Here is a 19,781-nt window from a genome sequence, read left to right on the forward strand (position 1 = left end):
CCGTCAACGGCAAGCTGACCCAGCAGGGCAACACGCGCGACATGATCTTCGGCATTCCGTGGCTCATCGAATACTTCAGCAGTTTCATGACGCTGGAGGCGGGCGACGTGATCCTCACCGGCACCCCGGAAGGGCTGGCCGATACACAGCCGGGCGATGAAATCGTCACGGAAATCGAAGGCGTGGGGCGGCTGGTCAACACCATCGCCTGCGCCACCGGATACGGCAGCGTGCGCTGATACGCCACGCGCCAACAAGGAGGAAGACATGATCAAGCACTGGATCAACGGCAAGCAGGTCGACAGCAAGGACACCTTCGTGACCTGGAACCCCGCCACCGGCGAGGAGATCGCCACCGTGGCCGCGGGCGGCGAGGCCGAGGTCAACGCCGCGGTGGCGGCGGCCAAGGCGGCTTTTCCGAAGTGGGCCAATACGCCCGCCAAGGAGCGCGCGCGCATCATGCGCAGGCTGGCGGACCTGATTACCGAGCACGTGCCGCACCTGGCCGCGCTGGAAACCCAGGACACCGGCCTGCCGATCGCGCAGACCGGCAAGCAGCTGATTCCGCGGGCCGCCGAGAACTTCAATTTCTTCGCCGAGGTGTGCGTGCAGATGAACGGCCGCACCTATCCGGTCGACGATCAGATGCTGAACTACACGCTCTACCAGCCGGTGGGTGTGTGCGCGCTGATCTCGCCGTGGAACGTGCCCTTCATGACCGCCACCTGGAAGGTCGCGCCGTGTCTGGCGCTGGGCAATACCGCGGTGCTGAAGATGTCGGAGCTGTCGCCGCTGACGGCGGACCAGCTCGGCATGCTGGCGCTGGAAGCCGGCGTCCCGGCCGGTGTGCTCAACGTGGTGCAGGGCTACGGCGCCAGCGCGGGCGACGCGCTGGTGCGCCATCCGGATGTACGCGCGGTGTCGTTCACCGGCGGCACCGCCACCGGCAAGCGCATCATCGAACGCGCCGGCCTGAAGAAGTTCTCGATGGAGCTGGGCGGGAAGTCGCCGGTGCTGGTGTTCGACGACGCCGACCTGGAGCGCGCGCTGGATGCCGCGCTATTCACCATCTTCTCGATCAACGGCGAGCGCTGCACCGCCGGCTCGCGCATCTTCGTGCAGGACACCGTCTATGACGACTTCGCGCGCAAGTTCGCCGAGCGCGCCAGGCGTTTGCGCGTGGGGGACCCGACCAGCGAGCAGACGCATGTGGGCGCCATGATCACCCAGCAGCACTGGGAGAAGGTCACGGGCTATATCCGCCTGGGCGAGCAGGAGGGCGCCACCATCCTGGCCGGCGGCGCGGAACGTCCGTCCGATCTGCCGGCGCACCTGCGCAACGGCAACTTCGTGCAGCCTACCGTGCTGGCGAATGTGGAAAACCACATGCGCGTGGCGCAGGAGGAAATCTTTGGCCCGGTGGCCTGCCTGATCCCCTTCAAGGGCGAGGATGACGGCCTGGCCATGGCCAATGACACCGCCTACGGCCTGGCCTCGTATATCTGGACGCAGGACGTGGGCAAGGTGCACCGGCTGGCGCGCGGCATCGAGGCTGGCATGGTGTTCGTCAACAGCCAGAACGTGCGGGACCTGCGGCAGCCTTTTGGTGGCACCAAGGCGTCCGGCACCGGGCGCGAAGGGGGCGAGTTCAGCTTCGAGGTGTTTGCGGAGGTGAAGAACGTTTGTATCTCGATGGGCGGGCATCACATTCCGCGCTGGGGCGTTTGAGAGCACCCGGCGCGCCGGGTGGGCTGCGAACCGGCGCCATGACAAAACAGGAGACACCGCAATGGGCAAGCTTTCACTCGCCGCCAAGATCACGCACGTACCGTCGATGTACCTGTCGGAGCTACCCGGCAAGCACCACGGTTGCCGCGAAGCGGCAATCGCCGGCCACCGCGAGATCGGCCGGCGCTGCCGCGAGCTTGGGGTCGACACCATCGTAGTGGCCGATGTGCACTGGCTGGTCAACGCCGGCTACCACGTCAACTGCAACGCGCATTTCGAAGGCATCTACACCAGCAACGAGCTGCCGCACTTCATCAAGGACATGGCCTATGCCTACGACGGCAACCCCGAACTGGGCCGCCTGATCGCCAGCACCGCGACTGAACGTGGCGTGATGACGCGCGCCCATGAGATCGCCAGCCTGGAACTGGAATACGGCACGCTGGTGCCGATGCGCTACATGAACGCCGACCGCCACTTCAAGGTGGTGTCGGTCGCGGCCTGGTGCGCCTGGCACCAGCTCGACGAGAGCCGCCGCTTCGGCGCCGCGCTGCGCGAGTCCATCGAGGCCAGCGACGCCAATGTGGCCTTTCTCGCCAGCGGCTCGCTGTCGCACCGTTTCAACGACAACAACAGCCCCGAGGAAAGCATCCACCAGATCAGCCGCGAGTTCTTCAAACAGGTGGACCTGCGCGTGGTGGAACTGTGGAAGCAGGGCGACTGGGCCACCTTCTGCCGCATGCTGCCCGAGTACAACGAGCACTGCATCGGCGAGGGCGGCATGCACGATACGGCCATGCTGCTTGGCTTGCTGGGCTGGGACAAGTACGACCAGCCTGTCGATATCGTCACAGACTATTTCACCAGTTCCGGCACGGGCCAGATCAATGCGGTCTTCCCGGTGCGCTGACGGATCACTGGATCGCTGGATCACTGGATCACGACTCACCAACGAGGCCGCCAATGCCCCACATCATCGTCGAGTACACCGATAACATCCGGGCCGAGGCGCGCGTGCCGGCCCTGCTCAAGACCATCAACGACGTGCTGATCGCGCAGGACGGGGTGTTTCCCACCGGCGGCATCCGCTCGCGCGCGCTGGCACTGACCGACTACCGCATGGCGGACGGCGAGGAGGACTATGCCTTCGTCCATATCACGCTGAAGATCGGCGCCGGGCGCGCCGAGGCGGTAAAGAAGACGGCTTGCGACGCGCTGTTCGAGGCCGTCAAGGCGCACTTTGCCGAGCTGTACGCGCGGCGCTACCTGGCGCTGTCGATGGAGCTGGTTGAGTTCAACGAGGGCGGCAGCTACAAGCACAACAACGTCCATGCCCGCTTCAAGAAAGCCTGACCGGCGCCACGCCCACTCAATCTCAACGCTACCCACGGAGACCCCATGCTCAGCCCTGAGCTGATTCGCCAGCTTGCCCATCGCCTGCACGATGCGGAACAATCGTGCAAGCAGATCCGGCAGATCTCGCTGGACCATCCCGACATCACCATCGAAGACGCCTACGCCATCCAGCGGGAATGGATCGCGCACAAGCTGGCCGGGGGCCGCACCGTCAAGGGCCACAAGATCGGCCTGACCTCGCGCGCCATGCAACTGTCCTCGCAAATCGACGAGCCCGACTACGGCACTTTGCTCGACGACATGTTCTTCCAGGACGGCGCAACGATTCCCCCCGGCCGGTTCATCGTGCCGCGCGTGGAGGTGGARCTGGCSTTYGTGCTKGGCAAGCCGCTCAAGGGGCCGCACTGCACGCTGTTCGACGTCTACGACGCCACCGCCTACGTGATCCCCGCGCTGGAGATCATCGATGCGCGCAGCCATTCGATCGACCCCGACAGCAAGCGCCCGCGCAAGGTGTTCGACACCATCGCCGACAATGCCGCCAATGCCGGCGTGGTCATGGGCGGCCGGCCGGTGAGGCCCTTCGATGTGGACCTGCGCTGGGTCTCGGCCATCATGTCGCGCAATGGCGTGATCGAGGAAACCGGCGTGGCCGCCGGCGTGCTCAACCATCCGGCAAACGGCGTGGCCTGGCTGGCGAACAAGCTGCATCCGTTCGGCGTGAGCCTGGAAGCGGGCGAGGTGATCCTTGGCGGCTCCTTCACCCGGCCGGTGGCCGCCAGCCCGGGTGATACATTCCAGGTGGATTACGGCGCGCTGGGCGCCGTGGCTTGCCATTTCGCATGAATCCGAGGCCATCATGGAATTTCCCCTCAATACCTTCAAGCGCGCGCTCGCCGCGGGCGAGCAGCAGGTCGGGCTCTGGCTCGGGCTGGCCAGCCCGTACGCGGCCGAGGTGCTCGCCGGCGCCGGCTTCGACTGGCTGCTGATCGACGGCGAGCACGCGCCCAACACGGTGCCGTCCATCCTGGCGCAGTTGCAGGCGCTGGCCGCCTATCCGGTGCAACCGGTGGTGCGCGCGTCCTGGAACGACACCGTRCAGATCAAGCAACTGCTCGACCTTGGTGTGCAGACGCTGCTGGTGCCCATGGTGCAGGACGCCGTCGAGGCCGCCGCCGCCGTAGCGGCGACGCGCTATCCGCCGGAAGGCGTGCGCGGCGTGGGCAGCGCGATGGCGCGCGCCTCGCGCTGGAACCGCGTCGATGGCTACCTGGGCCGCGCCAACAGCGAGATGTGCGTGCTGGTGCAGGTAGAGACGCGCGCCGGGCTTGAACATCTGGACGAGATCGCGGCCACCGAAGGCGTGGACGGCGTATTCATCGGCCCGGCGGACCTGGCTGCCGATATGGGGCACCTTGGCAATCCGGGCCATGCAGAGGTACAGAGCGCCATCGCCGGCGCTATCGCGCGCATCCGCCGCGCCGGCAAGGGGGCGGGCATTCTCAGCGCCGATGTGGCGCAGTCCCGCAAGTACATGGCCCTCGGGACGACGTTTACCGCGGTTGGCGTGGATGCCACGATGCTGGCCCGTGCGGCGGAAAGCCTGGCTGCGCAGTTCAAGGGGCGGGGCGGTGCCGGGGCCGGCGGGGACAAGACGTACTAGCCGGAGCCGGCCGGTGCGCCAAAACCGTCTGCAATGACGACGGCTGTTACTCCTTCTCCCCTCATGGGGAGAGGGTTGGCGCGGTTTGGCCAGGAACCACTGGAAGCGGAGCCAATGGTTTTTTCCGGCACGAAGGCGTAACCAGCGCCGGCCCTTTCCCCCGCCCCCTTTTTCCGCAAGCGGGAGAGAGGAGCAGATCAGCGTATCCGAGGCAGGTCCCATCCTGGCAGCACGAAAAACAAGAGAGGAAGCGAGGAGTCACAATATGCAAACATCAGCCTGCCCGCCATGCGCGCGCTCGCTCTCTATCGCGCGGCAAACATTCCGTGCTGCGGTCCTGCTGACGGCATCGCTCTGCGGCGTTACCCAGGCCCTGGCCGCCGATCCCCCCGCACGCTGGGTGGTGCCCTCTACCGCGGGCGGCGGCAGTGACCTCGCCACGCGCATCGTCGCGCAGACGATCGCGCCGGTCATGCACCGGAACATCGTGGTCGACAACAAGCCCGGTGGCGCCACCATCCTGGCCGCGCAGGACGTGGCCAAGGCCCGCGCCGACGGCGCCACGCTGCTGACCGCCGGGCAGGGCATGCTGGTGCTCAATCCCGCGCTGTACCGTAAGCTGCCTTACGACGTCGGCAGGGACTTCACGCTGGTCACCTCGCTGGTGAAGCTGCCGGTGGTGCTGGTGACCAACCCGGCTCTGCCGATGAATACGCTGCCCGAGTTCATCGCCTGGATAAAGGCCGGGCAGGGCAAGGCGACCTATGCCTCGGTGGGCGCCGGCAGCCCGCATCATCTGAGTGCCGAACTGATGCTGGACCGCGTGCAGGCCAGCGCGGTGCATGCGCCCTACAAGGGCACCCTGCCGGCGCTGCAAGACGTGGCGGGCGGACAGGTCGATTTCATGATGGCTGACCTGTCGGCAGCGGTGCCGCTGATCCGCGCCGGCCGCCTGCGAGCGATTGCGCTGCCCGCTGAACAACGATCGGCGGTACTGCCGGATGTTCCGACCTTTGCGCAAGCCGGCTTGCCGGGGTTCACGGCCTTTGCCTGGCAGGGCGTGGTAGTGCCGGCCGGCACGCCGGCCGCTTCAGTCGACAAACTCAACGCGGCGATCACGGCCGCGCTGAAGGATCCGGCTGTGGTCAGGCAGATGCAGGAGCTTGGCCTTGAACCCATGGGCGACACGCGGGCAGGATTTGCCGAGTTCGTGGAGCGTGAGCGCGTGAAGTGGGGAGCCTTGATCCGCGCGCACAAGATCGCGCTGGACTGAGCCGCGCCTAGGTGGTCTGCCGTGCTGGCACGGGCGCGGCCATGCCTTCCTGGACACGATTTGCGATGTCCTGCAGCGGCGCAACGAACCGCTTGATCGCTTCTTCCTCGCTCAGGGCGCGCGCGAGATACACCACGTTCAGGCTGCCGCGCACGCGGTCCTGATACCGGATCGGCACGGCGACGGCGCCGATCTTGCGCTGCTCGAGCCAGTCGCCGCGATTGGAGCCAAAGCCATCCGCGCGCACGCGCTCCACCAGCTTGCGGACATAGGCTGCGTTATTGGCCAGCGCCGCTTGTTCTTCGCCCCCCGCCCCCGAACGGAGCAGGTTGAGGATATCGTCCCGTTCGGCGTCGCCGCAATACGCAAAATAGGCCCGCCCGGCTGCCGTCGAGAGCATCGGCAGGCGCCGTCCCACCATCGCACGGTGAAAGGACAGCGGGCTGAAGCGATGGGTGGTTTCGCGAATGATCATGGCGTCGCCGTCGGGCGTGGTCAGGTCGGACGGCCACAGCACGCGCTGCAAAAGTTCTCCCATCAGCGGCGCGGCGATGGTGGAGATCCACTCGTCGTCATTGAAGCCTTCACTCAGGGCCCGTACCTGCAGCGTCAGGCGATAGCTGTCGTCCGACTCGCTGCGGCGCACGTAGCCTTCCGCGATCAGCGTCTCCAGCAGGCGCCTGACCGTGGTGCGGTGCAGCCCGGTCAGTTCGCTCAGTTGCAGGGCGGTCCCGCGCCCGCTTTCCATCCGGTTCAGCGCCTTCAGCACGTCCAGTCCACGGCTAAGCCCGCGCACGCTGGCATACGGGGAGGTTCGGCTATGCGGCATAAATTACCCTAAAAAACCCTTTTAAATCAACGTTGTGCACTCCTTGCACATTCTGTTCGTTTTTTTGTCGGGATGCAATCGGGTCTCTACACTCCGCTGTACTACTTAGACATTCACGAACGAAGGAGACACGATGCCCAGCGCCGCCACCAGCCTCAAGCCCGTCCAGTCCAGCCAGGCCAGCCAGCCGTTCCAGAGCATCTGGGGTGAGTTGCGCGGCGTTTCCTTCAGCCAGGGCTGGCTCGATGCCAAAGGCATCCGCACCCGTTACCTGCATGCCGGCAGCAGCGACAAGCCAGCACTGATTCTGCTGCATGGTGTCGGCGGCCACGCCGAGGCTTATGTACGCAACCTGCAATCGCATGCCGAGCATTTCGACGTATGGGCCATCGACATGATCGGCCACGGCTGGACCGACAAGCCGGCAGGCGGGCGCGAGATTCCCGATTACGTCGACCATGTGATCCGCGTGATGGATTCCCTGGGCATCGAGCGCGCCTCGTTCAGCGGTGAGTCGCTGGGCGGCTGGGTGGCCTCGCGACTGGCCATCGACCATCCCGAGCGGGTGGAGCGGCTGGTACTGAACACGGCCGGCGGATCGCAGGCGGACCCGGTGGTGATGGAGCGCCTCAAGACGCTGTCGATGCGCGCCGTGGAAGAACCGGGCTGGGACTTCATCAAGGCCCGCGTGGAATGGCTGATGGCCGACAAGGCCAAGGCCTTCGACGACCTGATCGCCACGCGCCAGGCCATCTACGCGCAAGCGGGCATGGTCGAGGCCCAGCGCGGCAACATGGTGCTGCAGGACATGGAAACGCGCCAGCGCAACATCCTGCGCGCCGAGCACTATGGCCGCATCAAGGCCCCGACGCTGGTGCTGTGGACCTCGGATGACCCCACCGCCGATGTCTCGGAAGGCCGCCGCATCGCCACCATGATTCCCGGCGCGCTGTTCACGGTGATGGATGGCTGTGGCCACTGGCCGCAGTTCGAGGATGCCGCCACCTTCAACCGCATTCACCTGAACTTCCTGCTCGGCAACGCCGTGCCGGAAGCGACTGCGGTTTAAGCCCGCCAGATCCGCGAAACAGCAGGAGAGGAGACATGAACAACGCCATCGAGATGGCGGGCGGAGACGCTCGTCCGCAGGATCTTGCCACCGACGTCGCCATCATCGGCGCCGGGCCGGTTGGCCTGATGATCGCCAACATACTTGGCCTGCAGGGCGTGCGCGTCGTGCTGGTCGAGAAGCTGGACCAGATCATCGATTACCCCCGCGCCATCGGGCTCGACGACGAGGCACTGCGCGTGTTCCAGTCGGTCGGCCTGGCCGATGCGCTGCTGCCGCATACCACGCCGCACCACTGGATGCGCTTCGTCACGCATACCGGCCGCTGCTTTGCATCGATCGAGCCGCGCACCGACGAGTTTGGCTGGTCCCGCCGCAACGCCTTCATCCAGCCGCTGGCCGACCGCGTCCTGTATGACGGCCTGCAGCGCTTTGCGCATGTGAGGGTCCTGCTGGGCCACGGCATCGCGGCCTTCACACAGGACGAACTTGGCGTGACCCTCAGCGCGGAAGACGCGCAGGGGCGGGTCACTTCGATCCGCGCTGCCTATATGGTGGGCTGCGATGGCGGCAACAGCATCGTGCGGCGCACGCTCGATGTGCCGTTCGAAGGGCGCACCAAGCCAAACCAGTGGATTGTGGTCGACGTGCGCAACGACCCGATCGGCACGCCGCATATCTACATGCATTGCGACGCGACCCGCCCCTATGTCTCGGCCGCGCTGCCGCACGGGATCCGCCGCTTCGAATTCATGGTCATGCCCGGCGAGACGGAAGAGGAATTGTCCCGGCCGGAAAACCTCGCCGCGCTGATCCGCAAGGTGGTGGCCGAGCCGGACAAGGTCGACTACATCCGCAAGCGCGTCTATACGCACAACGCGCGGCTGGCGCGCACGTTCCGCGTCCACCGCGTGCTGCTGGCGGGCGACGCCGCGCACATCATGCCGGTCTGGCAGGGGCAGGGCTACAACAGCGGCATCCGCGATGCGAGCAACCTGGGCTGGAAGCTGGCGATGGTGGTCAAGGGCGTGGCGCAGGACCGCCTGCTCGACACCTATGGCGTGGAACGCCGCGCCCATGCGCGCTCGATGATCCACCTGTCGGAGGTGGCGGGCGACATCTTCGCGCCCGCCAGCCGCTTCGGTGCGTCGGTGCGCGACGGCCTGACGCGGGTGCTGAACGTGTTTCCCCCGGTAAAGCAGTACTTCGTGGAGATGCGCTTCAAGCCCATGCCGCGCTACGAATCCGGGGTGGTGCTGTTGCCCGGGCGCCAGCGGGACGACGGCTTCCTCGCGCGCTTGCTGGAGCGCTCCGGCAACTCGCCGCTGGGACGCATGCTGGGGCTGATGAGCGAGAAACGGGATTCGCTGGTGGGAAGGCTTGTCCACGGCCGCGATCCGGCCGGCGGGTCGCCGGTCGGGCGCATGTTCATCCAGCCGATGGTGCGGACCGAGGCAGGCCATAYGGTGCGCCTCGACGACGTGATCGGCAATCGCTTTGCCATCGTTGCCTGGGGTGCCGACCCGACCTTCGGCCTGACGCCGCAAGCGCGTGCCGTCTGGGAAAAGCYGGGCGCCTGTTTCGTGATGGCCAAGCCCGATACGCAGCTCGCCTATCGCGACGATGTGCCGGACGGCGTGATTGCCATCGGCGATGCCGCCGGGCGCCTCAAGGAATGGTTCGGCAAGGTGCCGGACTCCGTGGTGCTGCTGCGTCCCGACCGCTTCGTGGCCGGCATGTGCTCGCCGCAGCAGGTGTCGGAGGCCATCCAGGCGCTGGCCGGGAAGCTTGCCCTGGCCGACGTGTCGCCGGCGGCATCTGCTGCCTCGGGCGTACTGCCTGCCCAGCCGGACGCGGCGCCGGTGCCCGGCCGCGCGATCGCCTTTGCGCGGGGAGCCTGACATGCCGATGCATCTCGAATGCCTGTCCCATACGCCGCTGCACGGCTATTACGATCCCGCACCGGAGATCGTGGCCGAAGTGGAGCGCGTGCAGGCCGCGGCGCGTGCCCGGGTACAGGCCTTTGCGCCGGAACTGGTGGTGGTCTTCGCTCCGGATCATTTCAATGGATTCTTTTATGACGTGATGCCGCAGTTCTGTATCGGCGTCGAAGCCAGCGCCATCGGCGACTTCAAGAGTCTCGCCGGCCCGCTCGATGTGCCGCGCGGCACTGCCATTGCGATGGCGCAGGCCGTGCTGGCCAGCGACGTGGACGTGGCCGTGTCGTACCGCATGCAGGTGGACCACGGCTGCGCGCAGGCGCTGGAAGTGCTGCTGGGCGGGCTCGGCCAGTGCCCGGTGATTCCCGTCTTCATCAACTCGGTGGCGCCGCCCATGGCGACGTGCCGCCGTGCGCGGCTGCTGGGCGAGGCCATCGGTGGCTTCCTGCAAGGCCTGGGCAAGCGCGTGCTGGTGGTGGGGTCGGGCGGCATTTCACATGAGCCGCCCGTGCCGGAAATCGCTTCGGCCAACGCGGAGGTCGCCGAGCGCCTGATTGCGGGGCGCAACCCGTCGCCCGAGTCGCGTGCTGCCCGCCAGGCGCGTACCGTGGCCGCCGCGCAAGCCTTCACCAAGGGCGACAGCCCCCTGCATCCGCTCAATCCGGCATGGGACAGGGCTTTCCTGGAACTGCTCGCCAGCGGCAACCTGGGCGGGGTGGATGCGATGCGCAACGACGACATCACGCGCGACGCCGGCRAGTCGGCGCACGAGATCCGCACCTGGATCGCCGCATTTGGCGCGCTGGCCGCCGCCGGGCCTTACCAGGCATCGGTCGAGTACTACCGGCCCATCGACGAATGGATCGCAGGCTTCGGCGTGATGCAGGCACGGCCTGCCACCGGGCACGCATAACCCAACCAGGATCAACCATGTCAAACCAGGAAATGACGCTCGCGCTTGCCAAGCGGCTGCGCGAGGCAGAGCAGACGCGCACGCCGGTCGAACCGCTGCGCGGCGAAATCCCGCCCGGCGATGCCGCGATGGCCTATGCCATCCAGCGCGCCAACGTCGACGCGTGGCGGGCTCAGGGCCGCCGCGTGGTGGGCCGCAAGATCGGCCTGACTTCGCCAGCGGTGCAGCGCCAGCTTGGCGTGGACCAGCCCGACTTCGGTACGTTGTTCGCCGACATGGTCTTCGGCGACGACGAGCCGATTCCGGTAGCGCGCACCCTGCAGCCGAAGGCGGAAGCCGAGGTCGCGCTGGTGCTCTGCCGCGATGTGCCGGAGGAGGACGCCACGCTGGTGGACCTGATCAACGCCATCGCCTACGTGCTGCCCGCGATTGAAGTGGTCGGCAGCCGTATCCGCGACTGGGATATCTCGTACGTGGATACCGTGGCCGACAACGCCTCCAGCGGCCTGGTGGTGCTCGGCGCTGTGCCCGTGCCGCTGGCCGGCCTGGACCTGAAGACCGTGAAGATGGAAATGCTGCGGGACGACGAGCGCGTCTCCATGGGTTCGGGTGCGGATTGCCTTGGCCATCCGCTCAACGCCGCGGTCTGGCTGGCCCGGAAGCTGGCCTCGCTGGGCGACCCGCTGCGCGCCGGCGACCTGATCCTGACCGGTGCGCTCGGCCCGATGGCCGCCGCCGGACCGGGGCAGTGCTTCGAGGCCCGCATTAGCGGCATCRGCAGTGTGCGGGCACGGTTCGCACAGGGCTAGCGCGCCGCGTATCAAGCGATTTACCCCATTAGAAATACACAAGGAGACAACATGAAATACGCAAAACCCATCCTGGCAGCACTGCTCGCGACCGTCGGCCTGGCCGCCAACGCCCCCGCCATGGCCGACACCTTTCCCAGCCGGCCGCTGACCATCGTCGTGCCGTTCCCCGCCGGCGGCGTGACCGACATGATTGCGCGCCAGATGGCGCAGCAGATGCAAACCGGTCTCGGCAAGCCGGTCGTGGTCGAGAACCGGCCCGGCGGTGGCGGCCAGATCGCCGCGCAATCGGTCAAGCGTGCCGATGCGGATGGCTACACCCTGTTTGTGGCCGCCACCGAAATGTTCGCGATCAATCCTGGTCTGTACCGCAATTTCTCGTACGACCCGCTCAAGGATTTCAAGCCGGTGACGGCACTGGCTTCGTCGCCGCTCGTGCTGGTGGTGCCGCAGGGCAGCCCGGTCAATTCCGTCAAGGAACTGGTGGCGCTATCCAGGAGCAAGCCAGACGGCGTGAACTATGCCTCGCAGGGCATCGGCTCGATCGGGCACCTGCTGGGCGGCCTGTTCGCCGACAAGTCCGGCGGCCATATGACCCACGTGGCCTACAAGGGCTCGGCCCCGGCCTTGCAGGATGTGATGGCGGGGCAGGTCGACATGATGTTCGACCCGGTGATCACCACCTCGCCGCTGATCAAGGGCGGCAAGGTCAAGCCGCTGGCCATCGCGGCGCCTCGCCGCTCGCCTTCGCTGCCGGACGTGCGCACGCTCTCCGAGCTCGGCATTGGCGGGCTGGATGCCGGCGTCTGGTTCGGCATGGTGGTCAAGACCGGCACGCCTGATGCCATCGTCGCGCGTCTCAATGAGGCGGCGGTCAAGGCGCTCAAGGCACCCGAGGTGACCAGGCGGTTTGCCGACCAGGGCCTGGAAGCGCTGCCCATGACGCCGCAACAGTTCGGCGCCTTCCTCAACAGCGAAAGCACGCGCTGGGCCCCGCTGGTCAAGGCCAGCGGCGCCAGCGTGGAATGACGCGAAACAAGCAACAGGAGAACGACATGACCCGCAAGCTGAAAGCAGCCATCATCGGTTCCGGCAATATCGGCACGGACCTGATGATCAAGATCATGCGCCACGGCGAGCAGATCGAGATGGGCGCGATGGTCGGCATCGACCCGGCATCGGACGGCCTGGCACGCGCCGCGCGCCTCGGCGTGGCGACCACCCACGAGGGCGTGGAAGGATTGACGCGCATGCCCGTGTTCGGCGACATCGACATCGTGTTCGATGCCACCAGCGCCGGCGCGCACGTGAAGAACGATGCGTTCCTGCGCGGCCTGCGCCCGTCGCTGCGCATGATCGACCTGACGCCGGCGGCCATCGGCCCGTACTGCATCCCGGTGGTCAACGGCGACGCCCATCTCGACGCACACAACGTCAACATGGTCACCTGCGGCGGACAGGCCACCATTCCCATGGTGGCCGCTGTCTCCCGCGTGGCGCCCGTGCTGTACGCCGAGATCGTCGCGAGCATTTCCAGCAAGAGCGCGGGCCCCGGCACGCGCGCCAATATCGACGAATTCACCGAGACCACCTCGAAGGCGATCGAAGCGATCGGCGGGGCCTGGAAGGGCAAGGCCATCATCGTGCTCAATCCCGCCGAGCCGCCGCTCATCATGCGCGACACGGTTTACTGCCTGAGCGAGATGGCGGAGCAGGATGCGGTCGCCGCGTCGATCGAAGCCATGGCCGCCGAGGTGCAGCAGTATGTGCCGGGGTACCGCCTCAAGCAGAAGGTGCAGTTCGAGACGATCCCGGCCAATGCGCCGCTGGTGGTGCCGGGCGTGGGGCGGGTGAGCGGGCTCAAGACTTCGGTGTTCCTGGAGGTGGAGGGCGCTGCCCACTATCTTCCCGCCTATGCCGGGAACCTCGACATCATGACCAGCGCCGCGCTGACCATCGCCAGGCGCATGGCCGGCGCCATGCTTGCCCAACGCGCTGCCGCCTGACGCGGCCGCTCATCAGGAAAGACTGTCATGCAAGACCAGAAGAAACTCTATATCTCCGACGTGACGCTGCGCGACGGCAGCCACGCCGTCCGTCACCAGTACAGCATCGAACAAGCCGTCCGGATCGCCAGGGCCCTCGATGAGGCCAGGGTCGACTCCATCGAAGTGGCGCATGGCGATGGCCTGCAGGGGTCCAGCTTCAACTATGGCTTCGGCGCCCATACGGACCTGGAATGGATCGAAGCGGTGGCCAGCGTGGTCAGCCATGCCAAGGTCGCCACCTTGCTGCTGCCCGGCATCGGCACCGTCCATGATCTCAAGGCCGCCTATGGCGCCGGCGCGCGCATCGTCCGCGTGGCCACGCATTGCACCGAGGCGGACGTCTCGCGGCAGCATATCGAGTACGCCCGCCACCTGGGCATGGAGGCGGTCGGCTTCCTGATGATGAGCCACATGACCACGCCCCAGCACCTCGCGGCGCAGGCAAAGCTGATGGAGAGCTACGGCGCCACCTGCTGCTACGTGGTGGACTCGGGCGGCGCGCTGACCATGAACGATGTCCGCGACCGCTTCCGCGCCTTCAAGGACGTGCTGAAGCCGGAAACCCGGACCGGCATGCACGCCCACCACAACCTGAGCCTGGGCGTGGCCAACAGCATCGTGGCGGTGGAGGAGGGCTGCGACCGCGTCGACGCCAGCCTTGCCGGCATGGGGGCCGGCGCCGGCAATGCGCCGCTGGAAGTCTTTATCGCGGCGGCGGAGCGCATGGGATGGAACCACGGCTGCGACCTCTACAAGCTGATGGATGCCGCCGACGACATCGTGCGTCCGCTGCAGGACCGGCCGGTGCGGGTCGACCGCGAAACGCTGGCGCTGGGATATGCGGGCGTGTATTCCAGTTTCCTGCGCCACAGCGAGGCCGCGGCGAGCAAATATGGCTTGAAGACGGTCGACGTGCTGGTCGAACTCGGGCGCCGGCGCATGGTGGGCGGGCAGGAAGACATGATCGTCGACGTGGCGCTGGATTTGCTGGAGGCGCGCAAGGCCAGCGAGGAAAAAGGTGCGAAGGCCGTTGCCCGGGATGCCGCCTGACAAGGGCCATCCGGCGCCGGTTTGCGGCAGCAAGGTAAACCGCCGCCGCAGGTAAGGCGTCAGCATGATCCATGGCGTCGCCCGGCCATTCCTCAATCCAGCTCAAACAAAAAGCCGCCTCCACGCAAGCACGCGGAGGCGGCGCCGGGCGGCGGCCTTGATTGCCGCCGCAAGCCAATTCGTTATGCCGGCAAAGTGATTAACGCTGGCCTTGCTGGCCGCTTTTCTGGCCTTGCTGGTTTTGCTGCCCAGCCTGGTCGGCCTTTTGGCCCTGTTGTCCTTGCTTGTCGTGCTGGCCGCCTTGCTGGCCTTGGCCACGGTCCTGCTGCTGTTGCTGGCCGCCCTTCTGGTCCTGGCTGCCGGACTGGCCGCCTTGCTGACCGGATTGCTGCTGTTGCTTGCTTTGGTCTTGCTGGCCTTGGCCGGGTTGCTGTTGCTGTCCCATTGTGCTCTCCATGGCGCGGCGGAATGCCGCGTTAATGGAGGGGTGCAAGGCGCGTGCCACGCTGCGGGTATCCATGCCACCTGCCGGTCACCCGAGATCGCGTGCGCCCCGCATTGGACCGGCTGGCAACGGTTTGCGCGTCTCCCTGGCCTTGCTTTTCTTTTGCCGCCACTAGTCGGGCAAGGGCACGATGTTCACGGCCCCGCACATGCCGGGCACTATGGACCGCAGGCAGGCCAGTGCTTTTTACAAACGCCGCAGGTTTTTTACAAGCGCCGTGAAGGCCGCAATGCAGTGAAGCCGGACGCGGTGCTTCAGGCCGCCAGCGTGAATGCCGGACGCAGTCCGGCGGGGGCAGCCTGGCTGTTTCTGTCCGCCAGCAAGCTCAGGGCAGAGGGGCCTAGCGTGTTGGCGCAGGCGGCCCTTAACGCAGCGACGCCCGCCAGTCCCACTTGCCTGGCCAGCCACTCGGGGGGTGCGTCCTTGTCCATCGCAAGCAGGTGGATCGTATGCGCTACCCGCTGCTCGCGCAGCAGGGTGCGCAGCGATTCGCCTTCCGCGAACAGGCGTGCGCGTACCAGGCGCGGCGTGGCCTGCCAGCGCTCGGCCACCAGTGCCGCATTCCAGGCCAGCCGGGGGTGTTCGAACATCTCGCCGGCGAGGGCGCGCGACCAGTATTTCTGGCTGGGGTATGTGCCGCCCGGCGTGGCGGCCAGCGTCATGCGCGGACAGGCGTCGTCCGGCACCGCGCGCAGCGTGATCACCGCGCTGCGCCCGGGCGCCGGCAGCAAATCGCAATCGAAATATGAAAAGGCAGGGACCACGAACGGATTCCCCGGCCACACCTCGCGCCGCGCGTTGGCGTCGCGCAGGCGCGCGCTGCCTCGCAGGGCGTCGACGCGCACCGCGAAGGGAAAGCGCAAGCGGGACAGGCGCAGATCGGTTCTGCTGACGAGGGCCATGCGAAGTTCAGGAGGGTCCGGCTGGCAGGCGACGCGCGGGGCGCGAAGCCGAACTCGCATTGTACGGGTTCGCAAGGCCAGTGGCTTCCGGGATGGCGAAGGAAGGTTTCATCGGCCGCGTTGGCTACATTGGCTACAGTTCGGACAAGCCAAAGTGACGCAGGCGCTCAAGATCCGTCACCCGGATGCTCTGGTACGACAGGTCCACCATGCCCTCCGACGCCAGCCGCCGCAGCGCCTGGTTGACCCGCTGGCGGGAAAGTCCGGTCAGCAGGCCAATCTCCTCCTGGGATAGCTCCAGCACCTCGCTGGTACGCGGATACAGCGCGGGATGGAACAACTGGGCCACCGCTTGCGCCACGCGCGCATCGACGCTCAGCAGGCGCTCGTTTTGCACGGTGGCGATGAACTGGCCCATGCGTTCATTGAGCTGGCGCACCACGAAGCTGGCAAAAGGCAGGCTCTCGGCCAGCAAGGTGTGGAATACGGTGTCCGGCACCAGCGCCACGCGCGAGTCGCGGATGGCGATCACATCGTATCTCCGTGCTTCGCGCTTGATCACGCTGCCTTCTTCGCACCAGCCGCCCGCCGGCACGCCCGAGAAGGTGCAGCCGCGCCCGTCCGGCGTGTAGACCGCGAGCTTGATCAGGCCACGCTCCACCCCGATCCAGTAGCGCGAAGGCTCGCCGCGATGCGCCACGAAGGCGCCCGCGGCAAAGTCCTGCACGACCAGTTGCCGCGCCGCCAGTGCCTGATGGCCGGGCGCGAGCGCGGCGAACCATTCATGTTCCGAGAGCAGGGCGGCATGCCCGGTGCACGGCGAGGATGCTGGCGGCTGTGTGGCGGCTGCAGAGGGGGGCGTGAGCGCTTGGGGTGTGGCTGATGGCGGGCTGGACATGATTTCGGCTTGGCCCGGCGCGGGCATTGTCATCCGGACGACAGAGCTTCGTCGTGTGCGATGATAGCCTTGCACAGCGAAAAGTAACAGCGACCGGCCGCGCTTGGTTCATCCTGTGGAAAGGAACCGGCCCTGCCGGCGCATGCGGAGACTACAGCAATGCCAAGCGATTTCGATACCGGCCTGGGCAAGAACCCGGCCAACCACGTTCCCCTGACACCGATCGACTACCTGGCGCGCGCCGCCGAGGTCTATGGCGATCGCCTGGCCATCGTGCACGGCCCGGTGCGCCAGAACTGGCGCGAGACCTATGCACGCGCGCGGCGCCTGGCCAGCGCGCTGGCGAACCTGGGCGTGGGCAAGGGCGATACCGTAGCAGCCCTGCTGCCCAACACGCCCGCCATGGTGGAGGCGCATTTCGGGGTGCCGATGGCCGGGGCGGTGCTCAATGCGCTGAATATCCGGCTGGATGCTGCCAACCTGATTTTCATGTTGCGCCATGGCGAGGCCAGGGTGCTGCTGGCCGACACCGAGTTTGCCGACCTGGCGCGGCAGATCGCCAACGAGATCCCGGGGCTGAAGGTAGTCGCCGTGGTGGACGCACTGGGCCCGCAGGACGCGCAGCCCTTCGGCGAGACCGACTACGAAAGCCTGCTGGCCTCCGGCGATCCCGCATTCGCCTGGCAAATGCCCGCCGACGAGTGGGATGCGATCGCACTCAACTACACCTCGGGCACCACCGGGGACCCCAAGGGCGTGGTCTACCACCATCGTGGCGCGGCCATCAACGCCATCTCCAACATCCTTGAGTGGGACCTGCCCAAGCACGCGGTGTACCTCTGGACGCTGCCGATGTTCCACTGCAACGGCTGGTGCTTCCCGTGGACCATCGCGGCGCGCGCCGGGGTCAATGTGTGCCTGCGCAAGTTCGAGCCCAAGCTGGTATTCGACCTGATGCGCGACGAAGGCGTGACTCACTACTGCGCCGCGCCCATCGTGCATACCGCGCTGGTCAACGCGCCGCCGGCCTGGCGCGAAGGGCTGCGCGGCCCGGTGCGCGGCATGGTGGCGGGTGCGCCGCCGCCGGCCGCGGTGCTGGCGCAGATGGAGGAAATGGGCTTCGAGCTGACCCATGTCTATGGCCTGACCGAGACCTACGGCCCGGCCGCGGTGTGCGCCGAGCAGGACGATTGGGCCGGGCTGTCGCAAGAGGACCGCGCCACCAAGAAGGCAAGGCAGGGCGTGCGCTACCACCTGCAGACGGAGGTGGCCGTGCTGGACCCGGACACCATGCAACCGGTGGCCTCGGACGGCGAGGAAATCGGCGAGATCATGTTCCGCGGCAACATCTGCATGAAGGGCTACCTCAAGAACGAGAAGGCCACGCGCGAGGCATTTGCCGGCGGCTGGTTCCATACCGGCGACCTGGGCGTGTGCACGCCAGACGGCTACGTCAAGATCAAGGACCGCAGCAAGGACATCATCATCTCCGGTGGCGAGAATATCTCCAGCGTGGAAGTGGAAGACGCGATCTATCGCCATCCCGCCGTGCTGGCCGTGGCGGTGGTGGCCCAGCCGGATGTGAAATGGGGCGAGACGCCCTGCGCGTTCGTGGAGCTGAAGGATGGCGCCAGCGCAACGGCCGAGGAACTGATCGCCCATTGCCGCACCCTGCTGGCGGGCTTCAAGGTGCCCAAGGCGGTGTACTTCGGGCCGTTGCCTAAGACATCGACGGGCAAGATCCAGAAGTTCGAGTTGCGCAAGAAGGTGAAGTCGGATACGGCGATCGATGTTTAGGGGCGCAACGTGCCTCGACAGAAGCCGACGGCATGTCAAAGCAGTCGGCAATGACGATGGCTGTCAGTTCCTTTCCCCGCCGGGGGAGAGGGGTGGTTCAGCTACCTGGCTTGCGTGTCAGGTTGCCAGTTGCGGCAGGAACGAAATGTCGACGTGATAGTGCTTCGGATTATTCCGATCTAAAAGGACGGTGATGTGCTCACCCGTCACATAGTCGGTCGGATCGAACCAGATGTTGCCGCTGTAGAAGATGTGGATTCGCGATGTCGCCGGGTCCAGCCATTGTGCCGTGATCCGGTAGGGCGTGCGTCCATTGACTTGCATGCTTTCGTTCTCTTCGATGCCCTGGATGCGTGCTTGGACCGGTACGCCCCGGCTGCGCAAGTAGGCTTCTCGACGCGATGAGCGCCGTGCCAGCACGACCATCGTGGCGCCAATGGCGAAGAACACGAGGCCGATGCCACCGACTATCGTTGCCGCCCCCCAAAGGGGGAAGAATTCGTCGGGCGTCGCTTCATTCGGCTTTGCCGGCGAATACAGTACCGGGATCGTATCGCCGACTGTGTAGCCAGGTGGGTTGCTGCCACTCGAGGAACGGAATTCGACGGTCCCGCTTGGCGTCTGGAAACGAATGATTGGTCTGTAGGTCGTCGAACCGCGGTCGTGCAGTGCATCGAGGGCAACGACGGTGCCGTCCGCACGCACCGCGTTCGACAGGAATGAACGCGTGTGCTGACCGATGGCGACTGCACCAAGCAGCAACGCGATACCTATGACGGCGAAGGTGTACTTGATGATACTCAGGTTTTTCATTGGGTTCATTTTATGGGTGCGCCTCACTTGTCCGATAAGACTGGGTGGCCTCATCAGGCGCAGGTCTTCTGATTCATCGGTTGGCATCCTATTTTCCGATCGCTGCAAATATCCCGTCGCCGTAGCACAAACGCGCCGAATGTGAATATGTCCATTGTCGCCCGCATTCCTTTCTAGTCGGCCTCGGC

Annotated in this window: 20 protein-coding genes; 15 read left to right on the forward strand and 5 right to left on the reverse strand. The window is 66.3% G+C overall.

What is annotated here, in order from left to right; all coding sequences use genetic code 11:
• From AC1DKD_RS23685 to AC1DKD_RS23715, 7 genes are all read left to right on the forward strand, one after another.
• Nucleotides 1-239: fumarylacetoacetate hydrolase family protein (locus tag AC1DKD_RS23685; protein ID WP_477143777.1), on the forward strand; the 239-nt coding region annotated here is incomplete at its 5' end.
• Nucleotides 240-267: 28 nt separating this feature from the next.
• Nucleotides 268-1,728, forward strand: a complete 1,461-nt coding sequence (gene hpaE / locus AC1DKD_RS23690; protein WP_441629731.1) for a 5-carboxymethyl-2-hydroxymuconate semialdehyde dehydrogenase — start codon at nt 268-270, stop codon at nt 1,726-1,728.
• Nucleotides 1,729-1,789: 61 nt separating this feature from the next.
• Entirely contained in the window at nt 1,790-2,638 is an 849-nt protein-coding gene (hpaD, locus tag AC1DKD_RS23695; RefSeq protein WP_441629732.1) for a 3,4-dihydroxyphenylacetate 2,3-dioxygenase, read from the forward strand.
• A gap of 53 nt (nt 2,639-2,691) precedes the next feature.
• Nucleotides 2,692-3,081, forward strand: coding sequence for a 5-carboxymethyl-2-hydroxymuconate Delta-isomerase (locus AC1DKD_RS23700; RefSeq protein WP_441629733.1), 390 nt, complete (start codon nt 2,692-2,694; stop codon nt 3,079-3,081).
• 45 nt (nt 3,082-3,126) lie between these two features.
• Complete coding sequence (gene hpaH / locus AC1DKD_RS23705; protein WP_441629734.1) at nt 3,127-3,930, forward strand: 2-oxo-hept-4-ene-1,7-dioate hydratase; 804 nt, start codon at nt 3,127-3,129, stop codon at nt 3,928-3,930.
• Between the two features lie 13 nt (nt 3,931-3,943).
• Nucleotides 3,944-4,747, forward strand: coding sequence for a 4-hydroxy-2-oxoheptanedioate aldolase (hpaI, locus tag AC1DKD_RS23710; protein WP_441629735.1), 804 nt, complete (start codon nt 3,944-3,946; stop codon nt 4,745-4,747).
• Nucleotides 4,748-5,012: 265 nt separating this feature from the next.
• A complete protein-coding gene (locus tag AC1DKD_RS23715) occupies nt 5,013-6,020 on the forward strand; it encodes a Bug family tripartite tricarboxylate transporter substrate binding protein (RefSeq protein ID WP_441629736.1) in 1,008 nt (335 codons plus the stop codon).
• Between the two features lie 7 nt (nt 6,021-6,027).
• On the opposite strand, the gene AC1DKD_RS23720 is transcribed toward AC1DKD_RS23715, so the two are convergent.
• Entirely contained in the window at nt 6,028-6,849 is an 822-nt protein-coding gene (locus AC1DKD_RS23720) for a DNA-binding transcriptional regulator (protein WP_441629737.1), read from the reverse strand.
• A 133-nt stretch (nt 6,850-6,982) separates the two neighbouring features.
• On the opposite strand from AC1DKD_RS23720, the gene AC1DKD_RS23725 reads away from it, so the two are divergent.
• The 7 genes from AC1DKD_RS23725 to dmpG are packed head-to-tail and all read left to right on the forward strand — an operon-like array spanning nt 6,983 to nt 14,678.
• On the forward strand, nt 6,983-7,918 hold the full coding sequence (locus tag AC1DKD_RS23725) for an alpha/beta fold hydrolase (protein WP_441629738.1): 936 nt from the start codon (nt 6,983-6,985) through the stop codon (nt 7,916-7,918).
• 35 nt (nt 7,919-7,953) lie between these two features.
• The gene (locus tag AC1DKD_RS23730; protein ID WP_477143778.1) at nt 7,954-9,819 is read left to right on the forward strand and encodes a bifunctional 3-(3-hydroxy-phenyl)propionate/3-hydroxycinnamic acid hydroxylase; all 1,866 of its coding nucleotides are present in this window, start codon (nt 7,954-7,956) and stop codon (nt 9,817-9,819) included.
• A gap of 1 nt (nt 9,820) precedes the next feature.
• Nucleotides 9,821-10,771 carry a 3-carboxyethylcatechol 2,3-dioxygenase gene (locus tag AC1DKD_RS23735; RefSeq protein ID WP_477143779.1) on the forward strand — a complete coding sequence of 317 codons (951 nt, stop codon included), beginning with the start codon at nt 9,821-9,823 and terminating at the stop codon, nt 10,769-10,771.
• A 17-nt stretch (nt 10,772-10,788) separates the two neighbouring features.
• Nucleotides 10,789-11,580: a 2-keto-4-pentenoate hydratase gene (gene mhpD / locus AC1DKD_RS23740; protein WP_477143780.1), complete on the forward strand. Its 792-nt coding sequence runs from the start codon at nt 10,789-10,791 to the stop codon at nt 11,578-11,580.
• 51 nt (nt 11,581-11,631) lie between these two features.
• Nucleotides 11,632-12,609, forward strand: coding sequence for a Bug family tripartite tricarboxylate transporter substrate binding protein (locus AC1DKD_RS23745; RefSeq protein ID WP_441629742.1), 978 nt, complete (start codon nt 11,632-11,634; stop codon nt 12,607-12,609).
• A gap of 26 nt (nt 12,610-12,635) precedes the next feature.
• A complete protein-coding gene (locus AC1DKD_RS23750; RefSeq protein WP_441629743.1) occupies nt 12,636-13,586 on the forward strand; it encodes an acetaldehyde dehydrogenase (acetylating) in 951 nt (316 codons plus the stop codon).
• Between the two features lie 27 nt (nt 13,587-13,613).
• Nucleotides 13,614-14,678 (forward strand): 4-hydroxy-2-oxovalerate aldolase, encoded by a 1,065-nt coding sequence (dmpG, locus tag AC1DKD_RS23755; RefSeq protein ID WP_441629744.1) that lies wholly within the window; start codon nt 13,614-13,616, stop codon nt 14,676-14,678.
• A gap of 199 nt (nt 14,679-14,877) precedes the next feature.
• On the opposite strand, the gene AC1DKD_RS23760 is transcribed toward dmpG, so the two are convergent.
• The 3 genes from AC1DKD_RS23760 to AC1DKD_RS23770 form a co-directional block, all read right to left on the reverse strand.
• Nucleotides 14,878-15,123 carry a hypothetical protein gene (locus AC1DKD_RS23760; RefSeq protein ID WP_035871606.1) on the reverse strand — a complete coding sequence of 82 codons (246 nt, stop codon included), beginning with the start codon at nt 15,121-15,123 and terminating at the stop codon, nt 14,878-14,880.
• Nucleotides 15,124-15,437: 314 nt separating this feature from the next.
• The gene (locus tag AC1DKD_RS23765; protein WP_441629745.1) at nt 15,438-16,085 is read right to left on the reverse strand and encodes an AraC family transcriptional regulator; all 648 of its coding nucleotides are present in this window, start codon (nt 16,083-16,085) and stop codon (nt 15,438-15,440) included.
• Between the two features lie 133 nt (nt 16,086-16,218).
• The gene (locus tag AC1DKD_RS23770) at nt 16,219-16,983 is read right to left on the reverse strand and encodes a Crp/Fnr family transcriptional regulator (RefSeq protein WP_441629746.1); all 765 of its coding nucleotides are present in this window, start codon (nt 16,981-16,983) and stop codon (nt 16,219-16,221) included.
• Between the two features lie 159 nt (nt 16,984-17,142).
• Between AC1DKD_RS23770 and AC1DKD_RS23775 the strand changes: the two genes are divergently transcribed.
• Nucleotides 17,143-18,780, forward strand: a complete 1,638-nt coding sequence (locus AC1DKD_RS23775) for an acyl-CoA synthetase (RefSeq protein ID WP_441629747.1) — start codon at nt 17,143-17,145, stop codon at nt 18,778-18,780.
• 117 nt (nt 18,781-18,897) lie between these two features.
• On the opposite strand, the gene AC1DKD_RS23780 is transcribed toward AC1DKD_RS23775, so the two are convergent.
• The gene (locus AC1DKD_RS23780; protein ID WP_441629748.1) at nt 18,898-19,680 is read right to left on the reverse strand and encodes a DUF3592 domain-containing protein; all 783 of its coding nucleotides are present in this window, start codon (nt 19,678-19,680) and stop codon (nt 18,898-18,900) included.
• Nucleotides 19,681-19,781: the final 101 nt, after the last annotated feature.

The sequence above is a fragment of the Cupriavidus sp. 05T313 genome, from assembly GCF_056396665.1.

Bases quoted from the DNA above. Each gene is read 5' to 3' on its own strand.
- AC1DKD_RS23780 (WP_441629748.1), bottom strand. From the start codon at position 19,680: ATGCCAACCGATGAATCAGAAGACCTGCGCCTGATGAGGCCACCCAGT.
- hpaD (WP_441629732.1), top strand. From the start codon at position 1,790: ATGGGCAAGCTTTCACTCGCCGCCAAGATCACGCACGTACCGTCGATG.
- AC1DKD_RS23720 (WP_441629737.1), bottom strand. From the start codon at position 6,849: ATGCCGCATAGCCGAACCTCCCCGTATGCCAGCGTGCGCGGGCTTAGC.
- AC1DKD_RS23770 (WP_441629746.1), bottom strand. From the start codon at position 16,983: ATGTCCAGCCCGCCATCAGCCACACCCCAAGCGCTCACGCCCCCCTCT.
- AC1DKD_RS23775 (WP_441629747.1), top strand. From the start codon at position 17,143: ATGCCAAGCGATTTCGATACCGGCCTGGGCAAGAACCCGGCCAACCAC.
- AC1DKD_RS23715 (WP_441629736.1), top strand. From the start codon at position 5,013: ATGCAAACATCAGCCTGCCCGCCATGCGCGCGCTCGCTCTCTATCGCG.
- AC1DKD_RS23725 (WP_441629738.1), top strand. From the start codon at position 6,983: ATGCCCAGCGCCGCCACCAGCCTCAAGCCCGTCCAGTCCAGCCAGGCC.
- dmpG (WP_441629744.1), top strand. From the start codon at position 13,614: ATGCAAGACCAGAAGAAACTCTATATCTCCGACGTGACGCTGCGCGAC.
- AC1DKD_RS23750 (WP_441629743.1), top strand. From the start codon at position 12,636: ATGACCCGCAAGCTGAAAGCAGCCATCATCGGTTCCGGCAATATCGGC.
- AC1DKD_RS23765 (WP_441629745.1), bottom strand. From the start codon at position 16,085: ATGGCCCTCGTCAGCAGAACCGATCTGCGCCTGTCCCGCTTGCGCTTT.
- AC1DKD_RS23700 (WP_441629733.1), top strand. From the start codon at position 2,692: ATGCCCCACATCATCGTCGAGTACACCGATAACATCCGGGCCGAGGCG.
- AC1DKD_RS23745 (WP_441629742.1), top strand. From the start codon at position 11,632: ATGAAATACGCAAAACCCATCCTGGCAGCACTGCTCGCGACCGTCGGC.
- AC1DKD_RS23760 (WP_035871606.1), bottom strand. From the start codon at position 15,123: ATGGGACAGCAACAGCAACCCGGCCAAGGCCAGCAAGACCAAAGCAAG.
- hpaE (WP_441629731.1), top strand. From the start codon at position 268: ATGATCAAGCACTGGATCAACGGCAAGCAGGTCGACAGCAAGGACACC.